General features: G+C 68.3%; 13 protein-coding genes. 8 read left to right on the forward strand and 5 right to left on the reverse strand.

What is annotated here, in order from left to right; translation table 11 throughout:
* Positions 1 to 10: 10 nt before the first annotated feature.
* Positions 11 to 1,432, forward strand: coding sequence for an FAD-binding oxidoreductase (locus tag HWX62_RS07575; RefSeq protein ID WP_175929312.1), 1,422 nt, complete (start codon positions 11 to 13; stop codon positions 1,430 to 1,432).
* Positions 1,433 to 1,457: 25 nt separating this feature from the next.
* Positions 1,458 to 2,297 carry a metallophosphoesterase gene (locus tag HWX62_RS07580; protein WP_175929313.1) on the forward strand — a complete coding sequence of 280 codons (840 nt, stop codon included), beginning with the start codon at positions 1,458 to 1,460 and terminating at the stop codon, positions 2,295 to 2,297.
* Between the two features lie 58 nt (positions 2,298 to 2,355).
* On the opposite strand, the gene HWX62_RS07585 is transcribed toward HWX62_RS07580, so the two are convergent.
* Positions 2,356 to 2,508: a hypothetical protein gene (locus tag HWX62_RS07585; RefSeq protein WP_175929314.1), complete on the reverse strand. Its 153-nt coding sequence runs from the start codon at positions 2,506 to 2,508 to the stop codon at positions 2,356 to 2,358.
* 117 nt (positions 2,509 to 2,625) lie between these two features.
* Positions 2,626 to 3,567: a LysR family transcriptional regulator gene (locus HWX62_RS07590; RefSeq protein WP_175929315.1), complete on the reverse strand. Its 942-nt coding sequence runs from the start codon at positions 3,565 to 3,567 to the stop codon at positions 2,626 to 2,628.
* A gap of 157 nt (positions 3,568 to 3,724) precedes the next feature.
* On the opposite strand from HWX62_RS07590, the gene HWX62_RS07595 reads away from it, so the two are divergent.
* Genes HWX62_RS07595 through HWX62_RS07610 form a run of 4 tightly spaced genes read left to right on the forward strand, consistent with a single transcriptional unit; the run spans position 3,725 to position 8,639 of the window.
* Positions 3,725 to 5,332, forward strand: coding sequence for an efflux transporter outer membrane subunit (locus HWX62_RS07595; RefSeq protein WP_175929316.1), 1,608 nt, complete (start codon positions 3,725 to 3,727; stop codon positions 5,330 to 5,332).
* 14 nt (positions 5,333 to 5,346) lie between these two features.
* Positions 5,347 to 7,551, forward strand: a complete 2,205-nt coding sequence (locus HWX62_RS07600; RefSeq protein WP_175929317.1) for an FUSC family protein — start codon at positions 5,347 to 5,349, stop codon at positions 7,549 to 7,551.
* A complete protein-coding gene (locus HWX62_RS07605) occupies positions 7,548 to 7,751 on the forward strand; it encodes a DUF1656 domain-containing protein (protein WP_006476212.1) in 204 nt (67 codons plus the stop codon). Before HWX62_RS07600 ends, HWX62_RS07605 begins: the two co-directional genes overlap by 4 nt.
* A gap of 12 nt (positions 7,752 to 7,763) precedes the next feature.
* Complete coding sequence (locus tag HWX62_RS07610) at positions 7,764 to 8,639, forward strand: HlyD family secretion protein (protein ID WP_175929318.1); 876 nt, start codon at positions 7,764 to 7,766, stop codon at positions 8,637 to 8,639.
* Between the two features lie 21 nt (positions 8,640 to 8,660).
* Here the strand turns inward: HWX62_RS07610 and HWX62_RS07615 are convergent, their stop codons facing one another.
* Positions 8,661 to 10,334 (reverse strand): methyl-accepting chemotaxis protein, encoded by a 1,674-nt coding sequence (locus tag HWX62_RS07615; protein ID WP_175929319.1) that lies wholly within the window; start codon positions 10,332 to 10,334, stop codon positions 8,661 to 8,663.
* A 405-nt stretch (positions 10,335 to 10,739) separates the two neighbouring features.
* Between HWX62_RS07615 and HWX62_RS07620 the strand changes: the two genes are divergently transcribed.
* On the forward strand, positions 10,740 to 11,978 hold the full coding sequence (locus tag HWX62_RS07620) for an MFS transporter (protein WP_175929320.1): 1,239 nt from the start codon (positions 10,740 to 10,742) through the stop codon (positions 11,976 to 11,978).
* Between the two features lie 72 nt (positions 11,979 to 12,050).
* Here HWX62_RS07620 and HWX62_RS07625 read toward each other — a convergent pair whose 3' ends face one another.
* Together HWX62_RS07625 and HWX62_RS07630 are read right to left on the reverse strand one after the other, a co-directional pair.
* Positions 12,051 to 12,848 (reverse strand): 5'-methylthioadenosine/adenosylhomocysteine nucleosidase, encoded by a 798-nt coding sequence (locus tag HWX62_RS07625; protein ID WP_175929321.1) that lies wholly within the window; start codon positions 12,846 to 12,848, stop codon positions 12,051 to 12,053.
* Positions 12,845 to 15,208 (reverse strand): UvrD-helicase domain-containing protein, encoded by a 2,364-nt coding sequence (locus HWX62_RS07630; RefSeq protein WP_175929322.1) that lies wholly within the window; start codon positions 15,206 to 15,208, stop codon positions 12,845 to 12,847. Before HWX62_RS07630 ends, HWX62_RS07625 begins: the two co-directional genes overlap by 4 nt.
* Before the next feature lie 224 nt (positions 15,209 to 15,432).
* Between HWX62_RS07630 and HWX62_RS07635 the strand changes: the two genes are divergently transcribed.
* Entirely contained in the window at positions 15,433 to 18,300 is a 2,868-nt protein-coding gene (locus HWX62_RS07635; RefSeq protein WP_175929323.1) for a valine--tRNA ligase, read from the forward strand.
* The last annotated feature ends 7 nt before the right edge of the window (positions 18,301 to 18,307 follow it).

Here is an 18,307-nt window from a genome sequence, read left to right on the forward strand (position 1 = left end):
CGACAAGGTGATGATGTCCTCCGAAGCTTTCGTTTCCGCATGCCGCGACGCGATCGGCGCCGAGCACGTGCTGACCGATCCGCACGACACCGAACCGTTCCTGACCGACTGGCGCCGCCGCTACACAGGCGCCGCGTGCGCGGTGCTGCGGCCCGCGAACACGGCCGAAGTCGCCGCGCTCGTGAAGCTCGCCAATGCGCACGGCGTCGCGCTCGTGCCGCAGGGCGGCAACACGGGCCTGGCCGGTGGCGCGACGCCCGATGCGAGCGGCAGCCAGGCCGTGCTGAGCGTCGCGCGCCTGAACCGCGTGCGTGCGCTCGATCCACACAACAACACGATCACCGTCGAAGCCGGCGTGATCCTCGCCGACGTGCAGGCGCGCGCCCGCGAAGGCGGCCGGCTGTTCGCGCTGAGCCTCGCGGCCGAGGGCAGCTGCACGATCGGCGGCAACCTGTCGACCAATGCGGGCGGCACCGCGGTGCTGCGCTACGGCAACGCGCGCGAGCTGTGCCTCGGGCTCGAGGTCGTGACGCCGCAGGGCGAGATCTGGGACGGGCTGCGCGGACTGCGCAAGGACAACACGGGCTACGACCTGCGCGACCTGTTCATCGGCGCCGAAGGCACGCTCGGGATCATCACGGCGGCCGTGATGAAGCTGCATCCGCTGCCGGCCGCGCAGGTCACGGCGCTGGCCGCGCTCGAATCGCCGCACGCGGCGCTCGATTTCCTCGCGCTCGCGCAGCGCGCGGCCGGGCCGCTGCTGACCGGCTTCGAGCTGATGTCGGATTTCTGCATGCAGCTGGTCGGCAAGCACTATCCGCAACTGCGCTACCCGTTCGCGCAAGCCCATGCGCAAACGGTGCTGCTGGAACTGTCCGACAACGAAAGCGAAGCGCATGCGCGCGCGCTGTTCGAGAAGCTGATGGAGGAAGCGTTCGAGGCCGGGCTCGTGGTCGACGCGGTGGTCGCGGAGAACCTCGCGCAATCGCGTGCGTTCTGGGATCTGCGCGAGCACATCCCGCTCGCGCAGGCCGACGAAGGACTCAACATCAAGCACGACATCGCGGTGCCGATCTCGTCGATCGCCCGCTTCATCGACGAGACGGACGCGGCGATCCAGCAGGCCGCGCCGGGCGCGCGCATGGTCACGTTCGGGCACCTCGGCGACGGCAACCTGCACTACAACGTGCAGATGCCCGAAGGCGGCGATGCGAAGGCGTTCCTCGCCGCGTTCCAGGCGCCGATCAACCGGATCGTGTACGACAACGTGCACCGCCACCACGGCACGATCAGCGCGGAGCACGGCATCGGCCAGTTGAAGATCGACGACGCGCAACGCTACAAGTCGCCGGTCGAAACGTCGCTGATGCGCACGCTGAAGACCGCGCTCGACCCGCGCGGCCTGATGAATCCCGGCAAGGTCCTGCGCTGAAGCCGTCCATTCCGGAGCCAAGCCCGTGAAAGTCCGCGTCCTGTCCGACCTGCATCTCGAAAGCAACCTGCCCGACGCGATCCCGCATGCCGACGCGGATCTCGTCGTGCTGGCCGGCGACATCCACAATCACGCGGAAGGCCTGCGCTGGGCCGCCGAGACGTTCGACCCGGCGGTGCCGGTGATCTACGTACCGGGCAACCACGAGTACTACGACGGCGAATTCGGCGCGCTGGAGACGGCGATGCGCGACGCGGCGCATGCGCTCGACAACCTGCATTACCTGAACAACGGCGTCTATGTCGATCCCGCGCAACGCTTCCGCGTGCTGGGCACGACGCTCTGGGCCGATTTTTCGCTGTTCGGTCGGGACGAAGCCAGCGTCGCGCGCGCGATCGACGCCGCGCTGCGCGTGATGCTCGATTTCAAGGGATTGATCCAGGTAACCTGGCCGCACGACGCGGCACTGCATGCGGCAGCGGGTGCGCCGGACGCACCGGAACGGGATTTCTCGCCGGCCGACGCGATCGCGCTGCACCGGCAAGGCCGCGCATGGCTGGAAGCGCAGCTCGCGGCGCCGTTCGCGGGCAAGACGATCGTCGTCACCCATCATGCGCCGCACCGGCGCTCGCTGGCGGCACGCTATGCGGAGGATCTGGCGTCGGCGGGGTTCGTCACGGACATGGCGGAACTGGTGCGCCCGCCGGTGGATCTGTGGCTGCACGGCCACACGCATACGTCATTCGATTACGTCGCGGACGGCGGCACGCGCGTGGTGTGCAATCCGCGGGGCTACCTTCACCGGCGCACCGGCGAACGGGAAAACCCCGCGTTCGCGTGGGACAAGGTCGTCGAGCTCGGCTGAGCGCCGGCCCGGGCGGCCGCATCGCGCGGCCTTCCCGACCTGAAGCGTGACGGCGGGATCAGCGGCCGGGGCGGCGCGGCGCGCGCACACGGACCGGCACGGGCTTCATCTGCGCCTTCGCCTTCATCGCACGCAGCAGGTCGCGGGTCGCCGCCGCGGCGGCAGCCGCGCCCAGCAGGACGCCAAGGCCGATCATCAGGTGCGTATCCATCGCTACTCCGGTGTGGTGTATCTGGTTAATTCCAACAGTATCAAACTGTCCGACACACGTTCGTAAAAAAATGTTGCGTGAAGGACAAATCTCGTCAGATTGCGGGCGAGCGCGCTGTCATGTCGCACGCGTGTACCGTTCGAGCGCGGCTTCGTCCGCTTCGAGCGTCAGCGGCAGCTCGTCGCGCAGGAAATCGACCCAGGTCCGGATTTTCGCGTCGAGGTACTGGCGCGACGCATAGAGCGCGTAGATATTCATCACCTGCGACCGGTACTCGGGCATCACGCGCACGATGTGCCCGCTGCGCAGCCAGCCGATCGCCGAATAGATCGGCAGCCCGCCGACCCCCATCCCCTCCCGCACGGCCACCGCGAGCGCCTCGGCGACGTTCACGCGAAACGGCGGCGCCGTGATCGGCACGACCTCGTCGCCGCTCGGCCCCGTCAGCGCCCACTCGTCGAAGTGAAACCCCGTCGCGATCATCCCGAGGCACACGTGCTGCGCGAGATCGGCCGGCCGCTGCGGCACGCCGTGCGATTCGACATAGCCGGGCGAGGCGCACACGACGCTGTAGCTCTCGCCGAGCCGCTGCGACACGAGCCCCGAATCGGGCAGATCGCGGCCGACGACGATCGCGACGTCGTAGCCCTCGTCGAGCAGGTCGGGCATCCGCTGCGCGAGCGTCAGCTCGACCTGCACGTCCGGATAGCGCTCGCGGTAGCGCGCGATGGCCGGCACCAGATAGTGCTGGCCGAGGCTCGTGAAGCAATGGACCTTGAGCTTGCCGGACGGGCGCGCGTGCGCGTCGCCGGCCTCGGCTTCGGCCTGGTCGACGTAAGCGAGGATCTGTTCGCAGCGCTGCAGATAGCGCTCGCCGGCCTCGGTCAGCGCGATCCGGCGCGTCGTGCGGTTCAGGAGACGCGTGCGCAGATGGGCCTCGAGATCCGACACCGCGCGCGACGCGTAGGCGGTGGTCGAATTCATCTGCTGGGCCGCCGCGGTAAAGCTTCCCGCGTCGACCACGCGGACGAATACCCGCATGTTTTGTAACGTATCCATCCCATTACCCCTGTGAATCCGGAGGGATTGTTGCACACGGGCCAACCAATATTATCTCAAGATTCGTAAAAATGACTTGCACCGTTGTCCGTTTATTCAGGAATCGCTGAAAAATATAATCGCCTCCGACTCATCTATATCCGAAAGGGAGAAAATCGTGCAGTCTCCGGCGACAAAAGGGACGCTCGCACTGGCGGTTCTTGCAGTCTCATTAATAATGGCCGGTTGCGCGAGCATGGGCGACAACCACACCCAGTCCACTCGCATCGAAGCGAACGCGCTCGACGCCGGCGCGGCCATCCGCGCGGCCGACCGCGACGCGGGCTGGCCCGCCGCCGACTGGTGGCGCGCGTACCGCGACCCGCAGCTCGATGCGTGGATCGCCGCCGCCCAGGCCGGCAACCCGACCCTCGCGGCCGCCGAGGCCCGCGTGCGCGAAGCGCAGGCGATGGCGCGCGTGGCCCGTTCGGCCGAGCTGCCGCAGATCAACGGCAACCTGTCGCTGATGCGCCAGCACTGGCCCGACAACGTGTACTACGGCCCGGGGCCGCTCGCCGATACCGACACCTGGAACAACACCGGCACGCTCGGCCTGTCGTACCACCTCGATCTGTGGGGCAAGGACAAGAACGCGACCGAGCGCGCGCTCGACACCGCGCACGCGACCGCCGCCGATGCACGGGCGGCGAAGCTCGAACTCGAGGTCAACGTCGTGCGCGCGTATGTCGGCATGTCGATGAACTACGCGCTGCTGGATCTCGCGCGCGAAACGTTCGAACGCCAGCGCGCGCTCGCCGATCTCGCGCGCAAGCGGCTGCTGGCCGGCATCGGCACGCAGCTCGAAGTCAGCCAGGCGGAATCGACGCTGCCCGACTACGAGCGCCAGATCGACAGCTATGAAGAAGCGATCCAGCTCGCGCGCCATCAGCTCGCCGCGCTGGCCGGCAAGGGTCCGGGCGCCGGCGACGCGCTCAAGCGGCCGCAGCTTGCGCTCGATGCGCCGGCCGGCCTGCCGTCGGCGCTGCCGGCCGATCTGCTCGGCCGCCGCCCCGACGTCGTCGCGGCACGCTGGACGGTCGACGCGCAGGCGCGCGGCATCGACGTCGCGAAGGCGTCGTTCTACCCGAACATCGACCTGCTCGCGACGGTCGGCGGCTTCGGCGTGACCGCGCCGTTCACCGACTTCCTGCGCGCGATGAACGGCGGCTGGACCGCCGGCCCCGCGCTGTCGCTGCCGATCTTCGAAGGCGGCCGGCTGCGTGCGCAGCTCGGCGCCGCGAATGCCGGCTACGACCAGGCGGTCGAGCGCTACAACCAGACGATCGTCGGCGCGCTCAAGGACATCGCCGACCAGGTCGTGCGGATCCGCTCGCTCGACACGCAGAAGAAGGACGCCGCGCGCTCGGTGGCCGCCAACGATCGCAGCTATCAGCTGTCGCGCGAAGGCTTCCGCCGCGGGCTGACCGATTACGTGAACGTGCTGGTCGCGCAACAGCAATTGCTGCGCGCGCAGGAGACGGCCGCCCGGATCGACGCGGAACGCCTCGCCGCGCACGCGCAATTGATGGCCGCGCTCGGCGGCGGGGTCGAGACGGGCACGGACGTGCGGGACAGCCATCCGTCGGACGGCCAACCGCAGAAGAATGAGGCCGCCGCCGGTGCCGTCGCACCAGCCGCCGCGTCGGGCACGCAGCCCGCGGCAGCCGTCGCCCGGCCCGCGCAGGTCGCCACCATCGGCGCGTCCGGCGTGCCGGCCGCACGGTAACGCGGAGCGTCGCCATGTCAGCCTCCTCCCCCGCTTCCACGCCCGCCGGCGGCCCGTTCGCGGCCTGGTATGCCGCGTTCGGCGACTGGGCCCGCACCGACGGCGCCGCGTGGCTCTATCTGTTCAAGGCGCTGCTCGCCGCGTTCATCGCGACCGGCGTGTCGATGCGGCTCGACCTGCCCGCACCGAAAACGGCGATGACGACGGTGTTCATCGTGATGCAGCCGCAAAGCGGCGCGGTGCTCGCGAAAAGCTTCTACCGCGTCGCCGGCACGATCTTCGGGCTGATCGCGACGCTCACGTTCGTCGGGCTGTTCCCGCAGCAGCCGCAGCTGTTCCTGCTGGCGGTCGCGCTGTGGGTCGCGCTGTGCACGGCCGGCGCCGCGCGCAACCGCAACTTCCGCAGCTACGGCTTCCTGCTGGCCGGCTACACGACCGCGCTGATCGGGTTGCCCGCGTCGCAGCACCCGGACGGCGCGTTCATGAGCGCGATGACGCGCGTGGCCGAAATCATGGTCGGGATCGTGTCGGCCGGCGTGGTCAGCGCACTCGTGTTTCCGCAGACCACCGGCGAGCAGATGCGCACGACGGTGCGCAAACGCTTCGGCAACTTCGTCGACTACGTCGCGGCGGCGCTGTCGGGCACGCTCGATCGCGCGCATATCGAAACCATCCATACGCGCTTCGTCGCCGACGTGGTCGGGTTCGAAGCCGCGCGCAGCATGGCCGTGTTCGAGGATCCGGATACGCGGATGCGCAGCGGCCGCCTCGCGCGACTGAACAGCGAATTCATGAGCGCATCGAGCCGCTTCCACGCGTTGCACCAGTTGATGAACCGGCTGCATGCGGCCGGCGCGCAGGCCGCGATCGACGCGATCGAGCCGTACTTTCGCGAGATCGCCCCGCTGCTGCTGACGCCTGCCGGCGAACCGGTGCGCACGTCGGCCGACGCCGGTCATGCGGCCGAGCAACTGCTCGCGTGGCGCGACGCGCTGCCGCGACGCATCCGTGCGACGCGCGCGGAACTCGAAACGCAGCCGGACTTCCCGCTGCTCGACTTCGACACGGCCGCCGAGCTGCTGTACCGCTTCATCACCGACCTGCAGGAATACGCGGCGACCTATGCGTCGCTCGCGACCGCGACGCACGAGCGCGAACGCTGGATCGAACGCTACGAGCCGCGCACCAACCGGACGGCCGCCACGATCGCCGGGATCCGCACCGCGACGGTGATCCTCGCGCTGGGTTGGTTCTGGATCGAGACCGCGTGGCCGAGCGGCGTGATGCTGGTGCTGAACGCCGCGGCGACGTGCGCGCTCGCGTCGTCGGCGCCACGCCCGACCGCGATGGCCGCGCAGATGGGGATGGGCACGGCGCTGGCCGTTTGCACCGGCTTCCTGCTGACGTTCGGCATCTACCCGCGAATCGACGGCTTCTGGCTGCTGTGCGCGGCGCTCGCGCCGTTGCTCGCGATCGGCATCTACATGACGCTGAAGCCGAAGCTCGCGGGCTACGGGATGGGCTACCTGATCTTCTTCTGCTTTCTCGCCGGCCCCGACAGCATCACGCACTACGACCCGATGAGCTTCATGAACGACGCGCTCGCGCTGCTGCTGTCGATGCTGGCGTCGGCGATCGCGTTCGCGGTGCTGTTCCCGCCGACCGCGCCGTGGCTCAAGAAGCGGCTGTTCGCGGACCTGCGCCACCAGGTGGTCGCGGCCGGCCATGCGCGGCTCGCGGGCTTGCGCACGCGCTTCGAAAGCGGCGCGCGCGACCTGATGTACCAGGCGCACACGCTGTCGGCCGACCAACCGGACGTGCAGCGCGACGCGCTGCGCTGGATGTTCGCGGTGCTCGAGACCGGCAACGCGACGATCGACCTGCGTCACGAGCTCGCGACGCTGCCGCCCGAGCCGCGCTACGCGCCCGCGATGCCGTGGCGGCGCGCGATCGACACGATGCGCACCGCGCTGTCGGCGCTGTTCTCGAAGCCGAGCGCCGCGCAGTTCGATGCGACGCTCGCCGCGACGAATGCGGCGATCGACGCGACCCGGCAGACGCTCGATGCGTTCGAGCCGTCGCGCGACGAGCGCCACCGGCTGCAGCGCATCCTGAGCTACCTGCATTTCGTGCGGACCGCGCTGCTCGATCCGGAATCGCCGCTCGCGCCACTCAACCGCAACCGCCCCGTGCGTCCCCAACCAGGAGCCTCGTCATGATGCCGCGTGAAATCGCCATTCTCGATGCCTACATGCCCACGGTGGTGCTGATGTTCGTCCTCGGCGCGATCGCGACCTGGGCTGTCGACCGCCTGCTCGCCTATACGGGCCTCTACCGTCTCGTCTGGCACCCGTCGCTGTTCCGGGCCTGCCTTCTCGTCTGCATTTGCGGCGGACTGAGTCTTGCCGTTTACCGTTGATTCCGAACCATCATGATGCTCAGAAAACTCTTCGGCTTCGTCGCGACCGCCGTCATCCTTCTCGTCGCGATCCTGATCGGGCGCTCGCTGTGGGTGCACTACATGGACGATCCGTGGACGCGCGACGGGCGCGTGCGCGCCGAGATCGTCAACGTCGCGCCGGACGTGTCGGGCGCGATCGTCGAGCTGCCCGTGCATGACAACCAGCTCGTGAAGAAAGGCGACCTGATCATGCAGATCGATCCGTCGCATTACCAGATCGCGGTCGAGCAGGCGCAGGCGGCGGTGGCCGCCCGTCGCGCGGAACTGCAGATGCGCCGCGACGACGCGGCCCGCCGCGCGGACCTCGATGCGCTCGTCGTGTCGAAGGAAAACCGCGAGAACGCGGCGCATAGCGCGTCGAGCGCCGATGCGCAGTACCAGCAGGCCCTCGCCGCGCTCGACGCCGCGAAGCTCAACCTCGAGCGCACGCGCGTCGTCGCGCCGGTCGACGGCTACATCACGAACCTGCAGACCTTCAAGGGCAACTATGCGGTGGCCGGCCAGGCGAAGCTCGCGATCGTCGACAGCCACTCGTTCTGGGTCTACGGCTACTTCGAGGAAACCAAGCTGCCGCGCGTGAAGATCGGCGCGCCGGCCGAAATGCGGCTGATGAGCGGCGGCGTGATGAAGGGCCACGTCGAGAGCATCTCGCGCGGCATCTACGATCGCGACAACCCGCAAAGCCGCGACCTCGTCGCGGACGTGAACCCGACCTTCAACTGGGTGCGCCTCGCGCAGCGCGTGCCGGTGCGCATCAAGATCGACGAAGTGCCGGCCGACGTGGTGCTGTCGGCGGGCACGACCTGCACGGTCATCGTCGATCCGGACAAGCAGAAGAAGTCGTAAACGCCGGGGCGCGCCGCACGCTCAGTGCGCGATGCGAAAACGCCCGACCAGCGCCTTCAATGCCTGCGCCTGCTCGTCGAGCGCGTTCGCGGCCGCGGCCGCCTGTTCGACGAGCGCGGCGTTCTGCTGCGTGCCGGCATCCATCTGCGTGACCGCGCGGCCGATCTCGTCGATCCCCGCGCTCTGCTCGTCCGACGCCGCCGAAATCTCGCCGATGATGTCGGTCACGCGCTTGACCGCCCGCACCACGTCATCCATCGTGCGGCCCGCGTCGTGCGCGAGCGCGGCGCCGTTGGCCACGCGCTCGACCGACGCGCCGATCAGTTCCCGAATCTCCTTGGCCGCGGTCGCCGAGCGCTGCGCGAGCAGCCGCACCTCGCCGGCGACCACCGAGAAACCGCGCCCCTGCTCGCCGGCCCGGGCGGCCTCGACCGCCGCATTCAACGCGAGGATGTTGGTCTGGAACGCGATCCCCTCGATCGTGCCGATGATGTCGCGGATGTTCTTCGCGCTGTCGTCGATCTCGCTCATCGTCGCGACCACGCGCCCGACGACCTCCCCGCCCGTCTCCGCCACCGCCGACGCATTGGCCGCGAGCGTGCTCGCCTGCCGCGCGTTCTCGGCGTTCTGCCGCACGGTCGACGTGAGCTGCTCCATGCTGGCCGCGGTGCGCTCGAGCGCGACCGCCTGCTGCTCCGTGCGCCGCGACAGGTCGAGGTTGCCGGTCGAGATTTCGCCGGACGCGGCCGCGATGGCCTCGGCGCTCACCGCGATCTCGCCGACGGTCGCCGCGAGCCCCGTCTGCATCTCGGCCAGCGCGCGCACCATGCTGTCGCGGTCGTGCCGGCCGAGCGCGATCGGCCGGGTCAGGTCGCCGCGCGCGATGTCCGCGGCAATCTCCTTCGCATACGCGGGCTCGCCGCCGAGCTGCGACGCGAGGCGCCGCACGACGCGCTCGGCGATCGCGACGGCCAGCACGATCAGCGCGGCCGTCATCGCCGCGATCATCGCGAACGACGACGAAAAAATGGTCGCGGACGCATCGAGCGTCGCCTTCGACTTTTCTCCGCGCGTCTTCACGAGTTCGGCGACGAGCTTTTCGAGCTTGCCGGTTTCGACCAGCAGCGACACGTCCTGCGTGCCGACCTGCCAGTTCATCTGCGACAGATCGAGCGGCTGCGCGCGCACCAGCGTGACGAAATCGCGCAGATGCGTGCTCCACGTACCGACCGCCGTCGAGAACGCGTGCAGCCGCGCGGAATCGCCGGCGTCGGCCGGATCCGCATAGCGCTGCAGCGTGCCGAGCGCCTGGCCGATCGACGCGAGCCCCGCGCTCACGTCGGCGCCGAGTTCGTCGCGCTCCTTCGCGGTGGTCGCGGTCAGCAGCATCTTCTGCGCGCGGCTCGCGCGCAGCACCTCGGCCCGCACCTCCGCCGCCGCCCGGCTCGCGACGTGGCCCTGCTCGTAGACCGACGCGATCGACGCGTTCAGCCGGCTGATCTGCCACAGCGAAAACACGCCGATCGCAAGCGTGCCGGCCAGCAGGATCGCGAAGGCGGCACGCAACGTCGCCTTGACGGTCCACGGCCGGCGCGTGCGACGCGCCGCGCGCGCACGCCGAGCGGCGCGACCGGCGGCGACGTCGGGTGCGGCGGCTGCCGCACCGGGCTGTGGGTGCAAAGATGCTGCTTTCATCGATCTATCCCCGTATTGATCACGCTGCCGGAAAGGTCGGTTCCGGCTTCCCGCGACGGCTGGCCATGCCGCGCGTCCTGCCCCCTGCCCGGCGGGTAGCCGGTGCCGGGCGCGGCGCGCCTGTTGTCATTGGGTCGTTCTACGGCCATCGCCGCCATTTCTTGAGTCCGGTAAAACACCGCCCGGCCCCGGGCGCGCGCCCGCGGACGGGCCGACACGCCGCCAGCGTTATACCCGTCCAAAAAAGCATGCACCGCCGAACCGTCACACGAATGTCCGATTCAAGACAAAACTTGGCCTGACATTCTCGATGCGCCACATTACACTTCTTTGACGCATCAACGAATCAAAAAACGCGCCGATCCCCAACAGAGCGCGCCCGTCACCTCAACTCGTTCAGCTCACATGGAAACCCGCCTCGACTCCGGATCCGTCGGCGCAGCCGCCGCCCAGCCGTCCGCACCGACCGTCGCCCGTACCGTCTACCCGGTGCTCGGCGCGATCAGCTTCTCGCACATGCTCAACGACATGATCCAGTCGTTGATCCTCGCGATCTACCCGATGCTCAAGAGCCAGTTCGCGCTGTCGTTCGCGCAGATCGGCCTGATCACGCTCACGTACCAGATCACCGCGTCGCTGCTGCAGCCGCTCGTCGGCCTCTACACCGACAAGCGTCCGAAGCCGTATTCGCTGCCGGTCGGCATGGGCTTCACGCTCGCGGGGCTGCTGCTGATGTCGGTGGCGCCGAACTTCCCGATGCTGCTGGTGGCCGCGGCGCTCGTCGGCTGCGGCTCGTCGGTGTTCCATCCCGAATCGTCGCGGGTCGCGCGGATGGCGTCGGGCGGCCAGCACGGGCTCGCGCAATCGGTGTTCCAGGTGGGCGGCAACGCAGGCTCCGCGCTCGGGCCGCTGCTCGCCGCGCTCGTGATCATTCCGCACGGCCAGCACAGCATCGCGTGGTTCTCGGCGGCCGCGCTCGTCGCGATGATCGTGCTCACGCAGATCGGCCACTGGTACAAGAAGCATCCGTCGATGAAGAAGAAGGCCGCCTCGGCCGGCCACCCGACGCTGTCGCGCGGCCGCGTGATGGGCGCGATGGGCGTGCTGGTGCTGCTCGTGTTCTCGAAGTACTTCTATCTCGCGAGCATCAACAGCTATTTCACGTTCTACCTGATCGACAAGTTCCACCTGTCGGTGCAGGCCGCGCAGATCCACCTGTTCGTGTTCCTCGCGGCGGTGGCGGCCGGCACGCTGATCGGCGGCCCCGTCGGCGACCGCATCGGCCGCAAGTACGTGATCTGGGTGTCGATCCTCGGCGTCGCGCCGTTCACGATGCTGCTGCCGTACGCAAACCTGTTCTGGACGAGCGTGCTGACCGTGATCATCGGCGTCGTGCTGGCGTCGGCGTTCGCCGCGATCCTCGTCTATGCGACGGAGCTGATGCCCGGCAAGGTCGGGATGGTCGCGGGCCTGTTCTTCGGCTTCGCATTCGGCCTGGGCGGCGTCGGCGCGGCCGTGCTCGGCCAGCTCGCCGATGCGACGAGCATCCCGTTCGTCTACAAGGTGTGCTCGTTCCTGCCGCTGATCGGCGTGCTGACGGTGTTCCTGCCGAACCTCGAAAGCAGCCGGCGCAAGCGGGCATGACGAACGACGAGCCGCGGCATGCACGCCGCGGCCCGTCGGATGCTGCGAATGGAGAATGGTTCGACGGCGGCTTCAGGCCGCCGTCGTCGCATGCAGCGTCAGGAAACGCTTGAGGATGCCGGACGAATAGCTGCTCGCGATCGCCGACAGGAAGTGCGAGAACGACTGCGTCGCGTGATCGTCGGCCGTATCGGAAATCGTGCGCACGAGCGCGAACGGCACGTCGTGTTCCGCGCATACCTGCGCGATCGCCGCGCCTTCCATCTCGACCGCGAGCGCGTCCGGCAGCGCGTCGCGCAGCGCGAGCACTTCCCGCTCGCTCGACACGAAGCGGTCGCCGCTGATGACGAGCCCCGCGTGCAGCGCCGCGCCGGCAAGCCCGAAGCGCTCGGCGAACTGGGCCCCCTCTTCCTCGATGAACCGCACACACGCTGCCCGCAAGCGGGCCGTCAGCGCCGCATCGGTCGCGAAGCGCGTGATGCCGAGCAGCGGCACCTCGTAGCGCGGAAAGAGCGGCGACGCGTCGAGATCGTGCTGCAAAAGCGTATCGGCCACGACCACGTCGCCGACCCGCACCGTGCGCGACACGCCGCCCGCGACACCGGTGAACACCACGCCCGACACGCCGAACACGTGGATCAGCGCGCTGACCGTCGCGGCGGCCGCGACCTTGCCGATCCGCGCAAGCGTGACGACGCAGGCCGCGCCGTGCACGGTGCCGACGTGATAATCGCGGCGACCGAGCGTGACCGTCCTCATCGCGCCGTCGGCGCGCATCTCGGCGATCAGGTCGCCGAGTTCCTCGGGCAGCGCGGCCAGAATGCCGAGCGGACGGGCGGCGGGCGTCACCATCGTGTCGACGTCCATCATTCCACCGCCTGCAGTTTCGCGACCGCGAGCGCGAGCCATTTCTCGCCGTGGCGCTTGAACTTCACCTGCGCCTTCGCATCGGTGCCGTTGCCCTCGAGCGCGGTGACCGTACCTTCGCCGAATTTCGTATGGAACACCTGCTGGCCGACCCGGAAGCCGGTGCCGGCCGCGCGCTGCTTGTCCGCGAACGCGGGCAGCGGCGCGGTCACGGCCGCATCGACGATCTGTTCGCGACTGCCGCCGCCCGGCCGCGCGAACCAGTCGCGCCCGTAGCCGGCATTGTCCGAACGCCCGCCCCAGCGCGACCCGGCCTCGACCTTCGGCGTGAGCCACTTCAGCACGTGCTCCGGCAGTTCGTCGAAGAAGCGCGAGCGCACGTTGTAGCGCGTCTGGCCGTGCAGCATCCGGCTTTGCGCGAACGACAGGTAGAGCCGCTCCTTCGCGCGCGTGATCGCGACGTACATCAGCCGGCGCTCTTCCTCGAGGCCGTCCGATTCGAGCACGCTGTTCTCGTGCGGGAACAGCCCTTCCTCGAGCCCCGTGATGAACACGGCCGAGAATTCGAGCCCCTTCGCCGCATGCACGGTCATCAGCTGCACGGCGTCCTGGCCGGCCTGCGCCTGGTTGTCGCCGGCCTCCAGCGACGCATGCGACAGGAAGCCGGCGAGCGGCGTCATCGTGTCGGGGTTCTGGGCGGGGTCGGCGGGCGACGCCGGATCCAGCACGTCGACCGCCGGATCGTCCGCGTCCGTGCCGAGCTCGGGCACGGCGATCGCGCCCGCGCGCAGCGGGATCGAGCGGGCCGGCGTGTCGAGCCCGTAGCCTTCCTCGGCGATGAACGCGGTGGCCGCGTTCACGAGTTCCTGCAGGTTTTCGAGGCGATCCTGGCCTTCGCGCTCGCCCTGGTAGAAATCGGCGAGGCCGCTCGCGCGCACGATGTGCTCGACGGTGTCGGGCAGGTTCAGGTGCTGCGTGTCGGCGCGCATCTTCGCGATCAGGTTCGCGAACCCGCCGAGGCTCGTGCCGGCCTTGCCGGTCACGTACGGAATCGCGGCGGCCATCGAGCAGCCGTACAGCCGCGCGGCGTCGGCCAGTTGCTCGATCGAGCGCGCGCCGATGCCGCGGGTCGGGAAATTGACGACGCGTGCGAACGCGGTGTCGTCGTTCGGGTTGTCGATCAGGCGCAGGTACGCGAGCGCATGCTTCACTTCCTGCCGCTCGAAAAAGCGCAGGCCGCCGTACACGCGGTACGGAATGCCCGACGACATCAGCGTGTGCTCGATCGAACGCGACTGCGCGTTGCTGCGGTACAGGACGGCCACTTCGCTGCGCGCCATGCCGGTATTGATCAGCGAACGGATTTCCTCGACGATCCAGCCGGCTTCCTGCGAATCGGTGCTGGCTTCGTACACGCGCACGGGCTCGCCGTGGCCGGCATCGGTGCGCAGGTTCTTGCCGAGCCGGTGCGCGTTGTTCGAGATCAGCTGGTTCGCGGCGTCGAGGATGTTGCCGTGCGACCGGTAGTTCTGCTCGAGCTTGATCAGGTTGCGCACGCGGAATTCGTCTTCGAAGTCGCGCATGTTGCCGACGTTCGCGCCGCGGAACGCGTAGATCGACTGGTCGTCGTCGCCGACCGCGAAGATCGCGTTCTGGCCGCCCGCGAGCATCTTGAGCCACGCGTACTGCAGCTTGTTGGTGTCCTGGAACTCGTCGACGAGGATATGCCGGAAGCGCGCCTGGTAGTGCGCGCGCAGCGGCGCGTTGTACGCGAGCAGCTCGTAGCAGCGCAGCAGCAGCTCGGGGAAATCGACGACGCCTTCGCGCTGGCACTGCTGGTCGTACGCCTGGTACAGCTCGACGAACTTGCGGTTGAAGTTGTCGGTCGCGTCGACCTTGTCCGGGCGCAGCCCCTGCTCCTTCGCGTTGTTGATGAAGTACTGGACGTTCTTCGGCGGGTACTTTTCGTCGTCGACGTTCGCCGCCTTCATCAGCCGCTTGATCGCGGACAGCTGGTCGGCCGTGTCGAGGATCTGGAAGGTCTGCGGCAGGCCGGCGTCGCGCCAGTGCGTGCGCAGCATCCGGTTGCACAGGCCGTGGAACGTGCCGATCCACATCCCGCGCGTGTCGATCGGCATCATCGCCGACAGGCGCGCCATCATCTCGCGCGCGGCCTTGTTCGTGAAGGTGACGGCGAGCACGGTGGGCGGCGACGCATAGCCCTGCTGGATCAGCCACGCGATGCGCGTGATCAGCACGCGGGTCTTGCCGCTGCCCGCCCCGGCAAGGATCAGCGCCGGTTCGTTCGGCAACGTGACGGCGGCGAGTTGTTCGGGGTTCAGATTGGCGAGCAGATCGGGCATGGAGCGGCAGCTGACGGGCGAGAAAAATGCGGACCCGACATTATAAGTCGGCCGCGCGATGCCGTTTCCGATCCGTTCGGCCGCCCGTGGCGCGCACCTTGCTCGCGCGTTGCCGGCGCGCGCCGACGGGCCCGCGCCGGCCAGGCGATGGCTGGCCGATGGGCATCCATTTATAATTGTCAGATTCGGCATCCAATTCACGCATTTTTCGGCAGATTTCCAACATGAGCGACAACACGCTTGCGAAGAGCTTCGAGCCCCATACCATCGAGTCCCAATGGGGGCCGGAGTGGGAAAAACGCGGCTATGCCGCCCCGGCGTTCGATCCGTCCCGCCCCGATTTCGCGATCCAGTTGCCGCCGCCGAACGTGACGGGCACGCTGCACATGGGCCACGCGTTCAACCAGACGATCATGGACGGCCTCGCCCGCTACCACCGGATGCTCGGCGAGAACACGCTGTGGGTGCCCGGCACCGACCACGCGGGCATCGCCACCCAGATCGTCGTCGAGCGCCAGCTCGATGCGCAGGGCGTGTCGCGCCACGACCTCGGCCGCGAGAAGTTCGTCGAGCGCGTGTGGGAATGGAAGCAGCAATCCGGCTCGACGATCACCGGCCAGGTGCGGCGCCTGGGCGCATCGACCGACTGGTCGCGCGAATACTTCACGATGGACGACAAGATGTCGGCCGCCGTGCGCGACGTGTTCGTCACGCTGTATGAACAAGGGTTGATCTACCGCGGCAAGCGCCTCGTCAACTGGGATCCGGTGCTGATGACCGCCGTGTCGGACCTCGAAGTCGTGAGCGAGGAAGAAAACGGCCATCTGTGGCACATCCGCTACCCGCTCGTCGACGGCTCCGGCTCGCTGACCGTCGCGACCACGCGCCCCGAGACGATGCTCGGCGACGTCGCGCTGATGGTCCATCCGGAAGACGAGCGCTACGCGCACCTGATCGGCAAGCAGGTCACGCTGCCGCTGACGGGCCGCGAGATCCCGGTGATCGCCGACGACTACGTCGACCGCGAGTTCGGCACGGGCGTCGTGAAGGTCACGCCCGCGCACGACTTCAACGACTACCAGGTCGGCCTGCGCCACAAGCTCGCGCCGATCGAGATCCTGACGCTCGACGCGAAGATCAACGACAACGGCCCCGAGCAGTATCGCGGCCTCGACCGCTTCGATGCGCGCAAGGCGATCGTCGCCGACCTCGACGCGCAGGGCTTCCTCGATTCGGTGAAACCGCACAAGCTGATGGTGCCGCGCGGCGACCGCACGGGCGTCGTGATCGAGCCGATGCTGACCGACCAGTGGTTCGTCGCGATGACGAAGCCGGCGCCGGAAGGCACGTTCAATCCGGGCAAGTCGATCACCGAAACGTCGCTCGACGTCGTGCGCAACGGCCAGATCAAGTTCGTGCCGGAAAACTGGACGACCACCTACTACCAGTGGCTCGAGAACATCCAGGACTGGTGCATCTCGCGCCAGCTGTGGTGGGGGCACCAGATTCCCGCGTGGTACGGCGAGAACGGCGAGGTGTTCGTCGCGCGCGACGAGGAGCAAGCGCGTGCGCAGGCCGCGGCGAAGGGTTATACCGGCGCGCTCAAGCGCGACGAGGACGTGCTCGACACGTGGTTCTCGTCGGCGCTCGTGCCGTTCTCGTCGCTCGGCTGGCCGAACGAAACGCCTGAACTGCAGCACTTCCTGCCGTCGTCGGTGCTCGTCACCGGCTTCGACATCATCTTCTTCTGGGTCGCCCGGATGGTGATGATGACCACGCACTTCACCGGCAAGGTGCCGTTCCACACCGTGTACGTGCACGGCCTCGTGCGCGACGCGGAAGGCCAGAAGATGTCGAAGAGCAAGGGCAACACGCTCGACCCGATCGACATCGTCGACGGCATCGACCTCGACACGCTGGTCGCGAAGCGCACGACGGGCCTGATGAACCCGAAGCAGGCCGCGACCATCGAGAAGAAGACGCGCAAGGAATTCCCGGACGGCATCCCCGCGTTCGGCACCGATGCGCTGCGCTTCACGATGGCGTCGATGGCGACGCTCGGCCGCAACGTGAACTTCGACCTCGCGCGCTGCGAAGGCTACCGCAACTTCTGCAACAAGCTGTGGAACGCGACGCGCTTCGTGCTGATGAACTGCGAAGGCCACGACTGCGGCAACGACAAGCCGGAAGTGTGCGGCGCGGGCGACTGCGGCCCGGGCGGCTACCTCGACTTCTCGGCGGCCGACCGCTGGATCGTGTCGCTCCTGCAGCGCACCGAAGCCGACATCGCGAAGGGCTTCGCCGATTACCGCTTCGACAACATCGCGAGCAGCATCTACAAGTTCGTGTGGGACGAGTACTGCGACTGGTATCTCGAACTCGCGAAGGTACAGATCCAGAACGGCACGCCGGAACAGCAGCGCGCGACGCGCCGTACGCTGCTGCGCGTGCTGGAAACGGTGCTGCGCCTCGCGCACCCGGTCATCCCGTTCATCACCGAGGCGCTCTGGCAGAAGGTCGCGCCGCTCGCCGGCCGCTATCCGCAAGGCAAGGCCGAGGGCGAAGCGTCGCTGATGACGCAGGCGTATCCGGTCGCGAACCTGCAGAAGATCGACGAGGCGTCCGAGCAGTGGGCGGCCGACCTGAAGGCGATCGTCGACGCATGCCGCAACCTGCGCGGCGAGATGAACCTGTCGCCGGCGACCAAGGTGCCGCTGCTCGCGGCGGGCGACGTCGAGCGCCTGCGCGCGTTCGCGCCGTACGTCCAGGCGCTCGCACGCCTGTCGGAAGTCCAGATCCTCGCGGACGAAGCAGCGCTCGACAAGGAGGCGCACGGCGCGCCGATCGCGATCGTCGGCCCGAACAAGCTGGTGCTGAAGGTGGAAATCGACGTCGCGGCCGAGCGCGAGCGCCTGTCGAAGGAAATCGCGCGCCTGACGGGCGAGATCGCGAAGTGCAACGCGAAGCTCGGCAACGAGGCATTCGTCGCGAAAGCGCCGCCGGCCGTGGTCGAACAGGAGCAGAAACGCGTCGCGGAATTCCAGAGCACGCTCGAAAAACTGCGCGCGCAGCTCGATCGGTTGCCTGCGTAACAAAGGG

It is taken from the genome of Burkholderia sp. BCC0506, assembly GCF_902833145.1.
Lineage (GTDB): Bacteria > Pseudomonadota > Gammaproteobacteria > Burkholderiales > Burkholderiaceae > Burkholderia.

Excerpts from the sequence above, each read along its gene's own strand:
- HWX62_RS07575 (WP_175929312.1), top strand. The coding sequence starts at position 11 with ATGATGTCCTCCGAAGCTTTCGTTTCCGCATGCCGCGACGCGATCGGC.
- HWX62_RS07585 (WP_175929314.1), bottom strand. The coding sequence starts at position 2,508 with ATGGATACGCACCTGATGATCGGCCTTGGCGTCCTGCTGGGCGCGGCT.
- HWX62_RS07590 (WP_175929315.1), bottom strand. The coding sequence starts at position 3,567 with ATGGATACGTTACAAAACATGCGGGTATTCGTCCGCGTGGTCGACGCG.
- HWX62_RS07600 (WP_175929317.1), top strand. The coding sequence starts at position 5,347 with ATGTCAGCCTCCTCCCCCGCTTCCACGCCCGCCGGCGGCCCGTTCGCG.
- HWX62_RS07605 (WP_006476212.1), top strand. The coding sequence starts at position 7,548 with ATGATGCCGCGTGAAATCGCCATTCTCGATGCCTACATGCCCACGGTG.
- HWX62_RS07610 (WP_175929318.1), top strand. The coding sequence starts at position 7,764 with ATGATGCTCAGAAAACTCTTCGGCTTCGTCGCGACCGCCGTCATCCTT.
- HWX62_RS07615 (WP_175929319.1), bottom strand. The coding sequence starts at position 10,334 with ATGAAAGCAGCATCTTTGCACCCACAGCCCGGTGCGGCAGCCGCCGCA.
- HWX62_RS07620 (WP_175929320.1), top strand. The coding sequence starts at position 10,740 with ATGGAAACCCGCCTCGACTCCGGATCCGTCGGCGCAGCCGCCGCCCAG.
- HWX62_RS07625 (WP_175929321.1), bottom strand. The coding sequence starts at position 12,848 with ATGATGGACGTCGACACGATGGTGACGCCCGCCGCCCGTCCGCTCGGC.
- HWX62_RS07630 (WP_175929322.1), bottom strand. The coding sequence starts at position 15,208 with ATGCCCGATCTGCTCGCCAATCTGAACCCCGAACAACTCGCCGCCGTC.
- HWX62_RS07635 (WP_175929323.1), top strand. The coding sequence starts at position 15,433 with ATGAGCGACAACACGCTTGCGAAGAGCTTCGAGCCCCATACCATCGAG.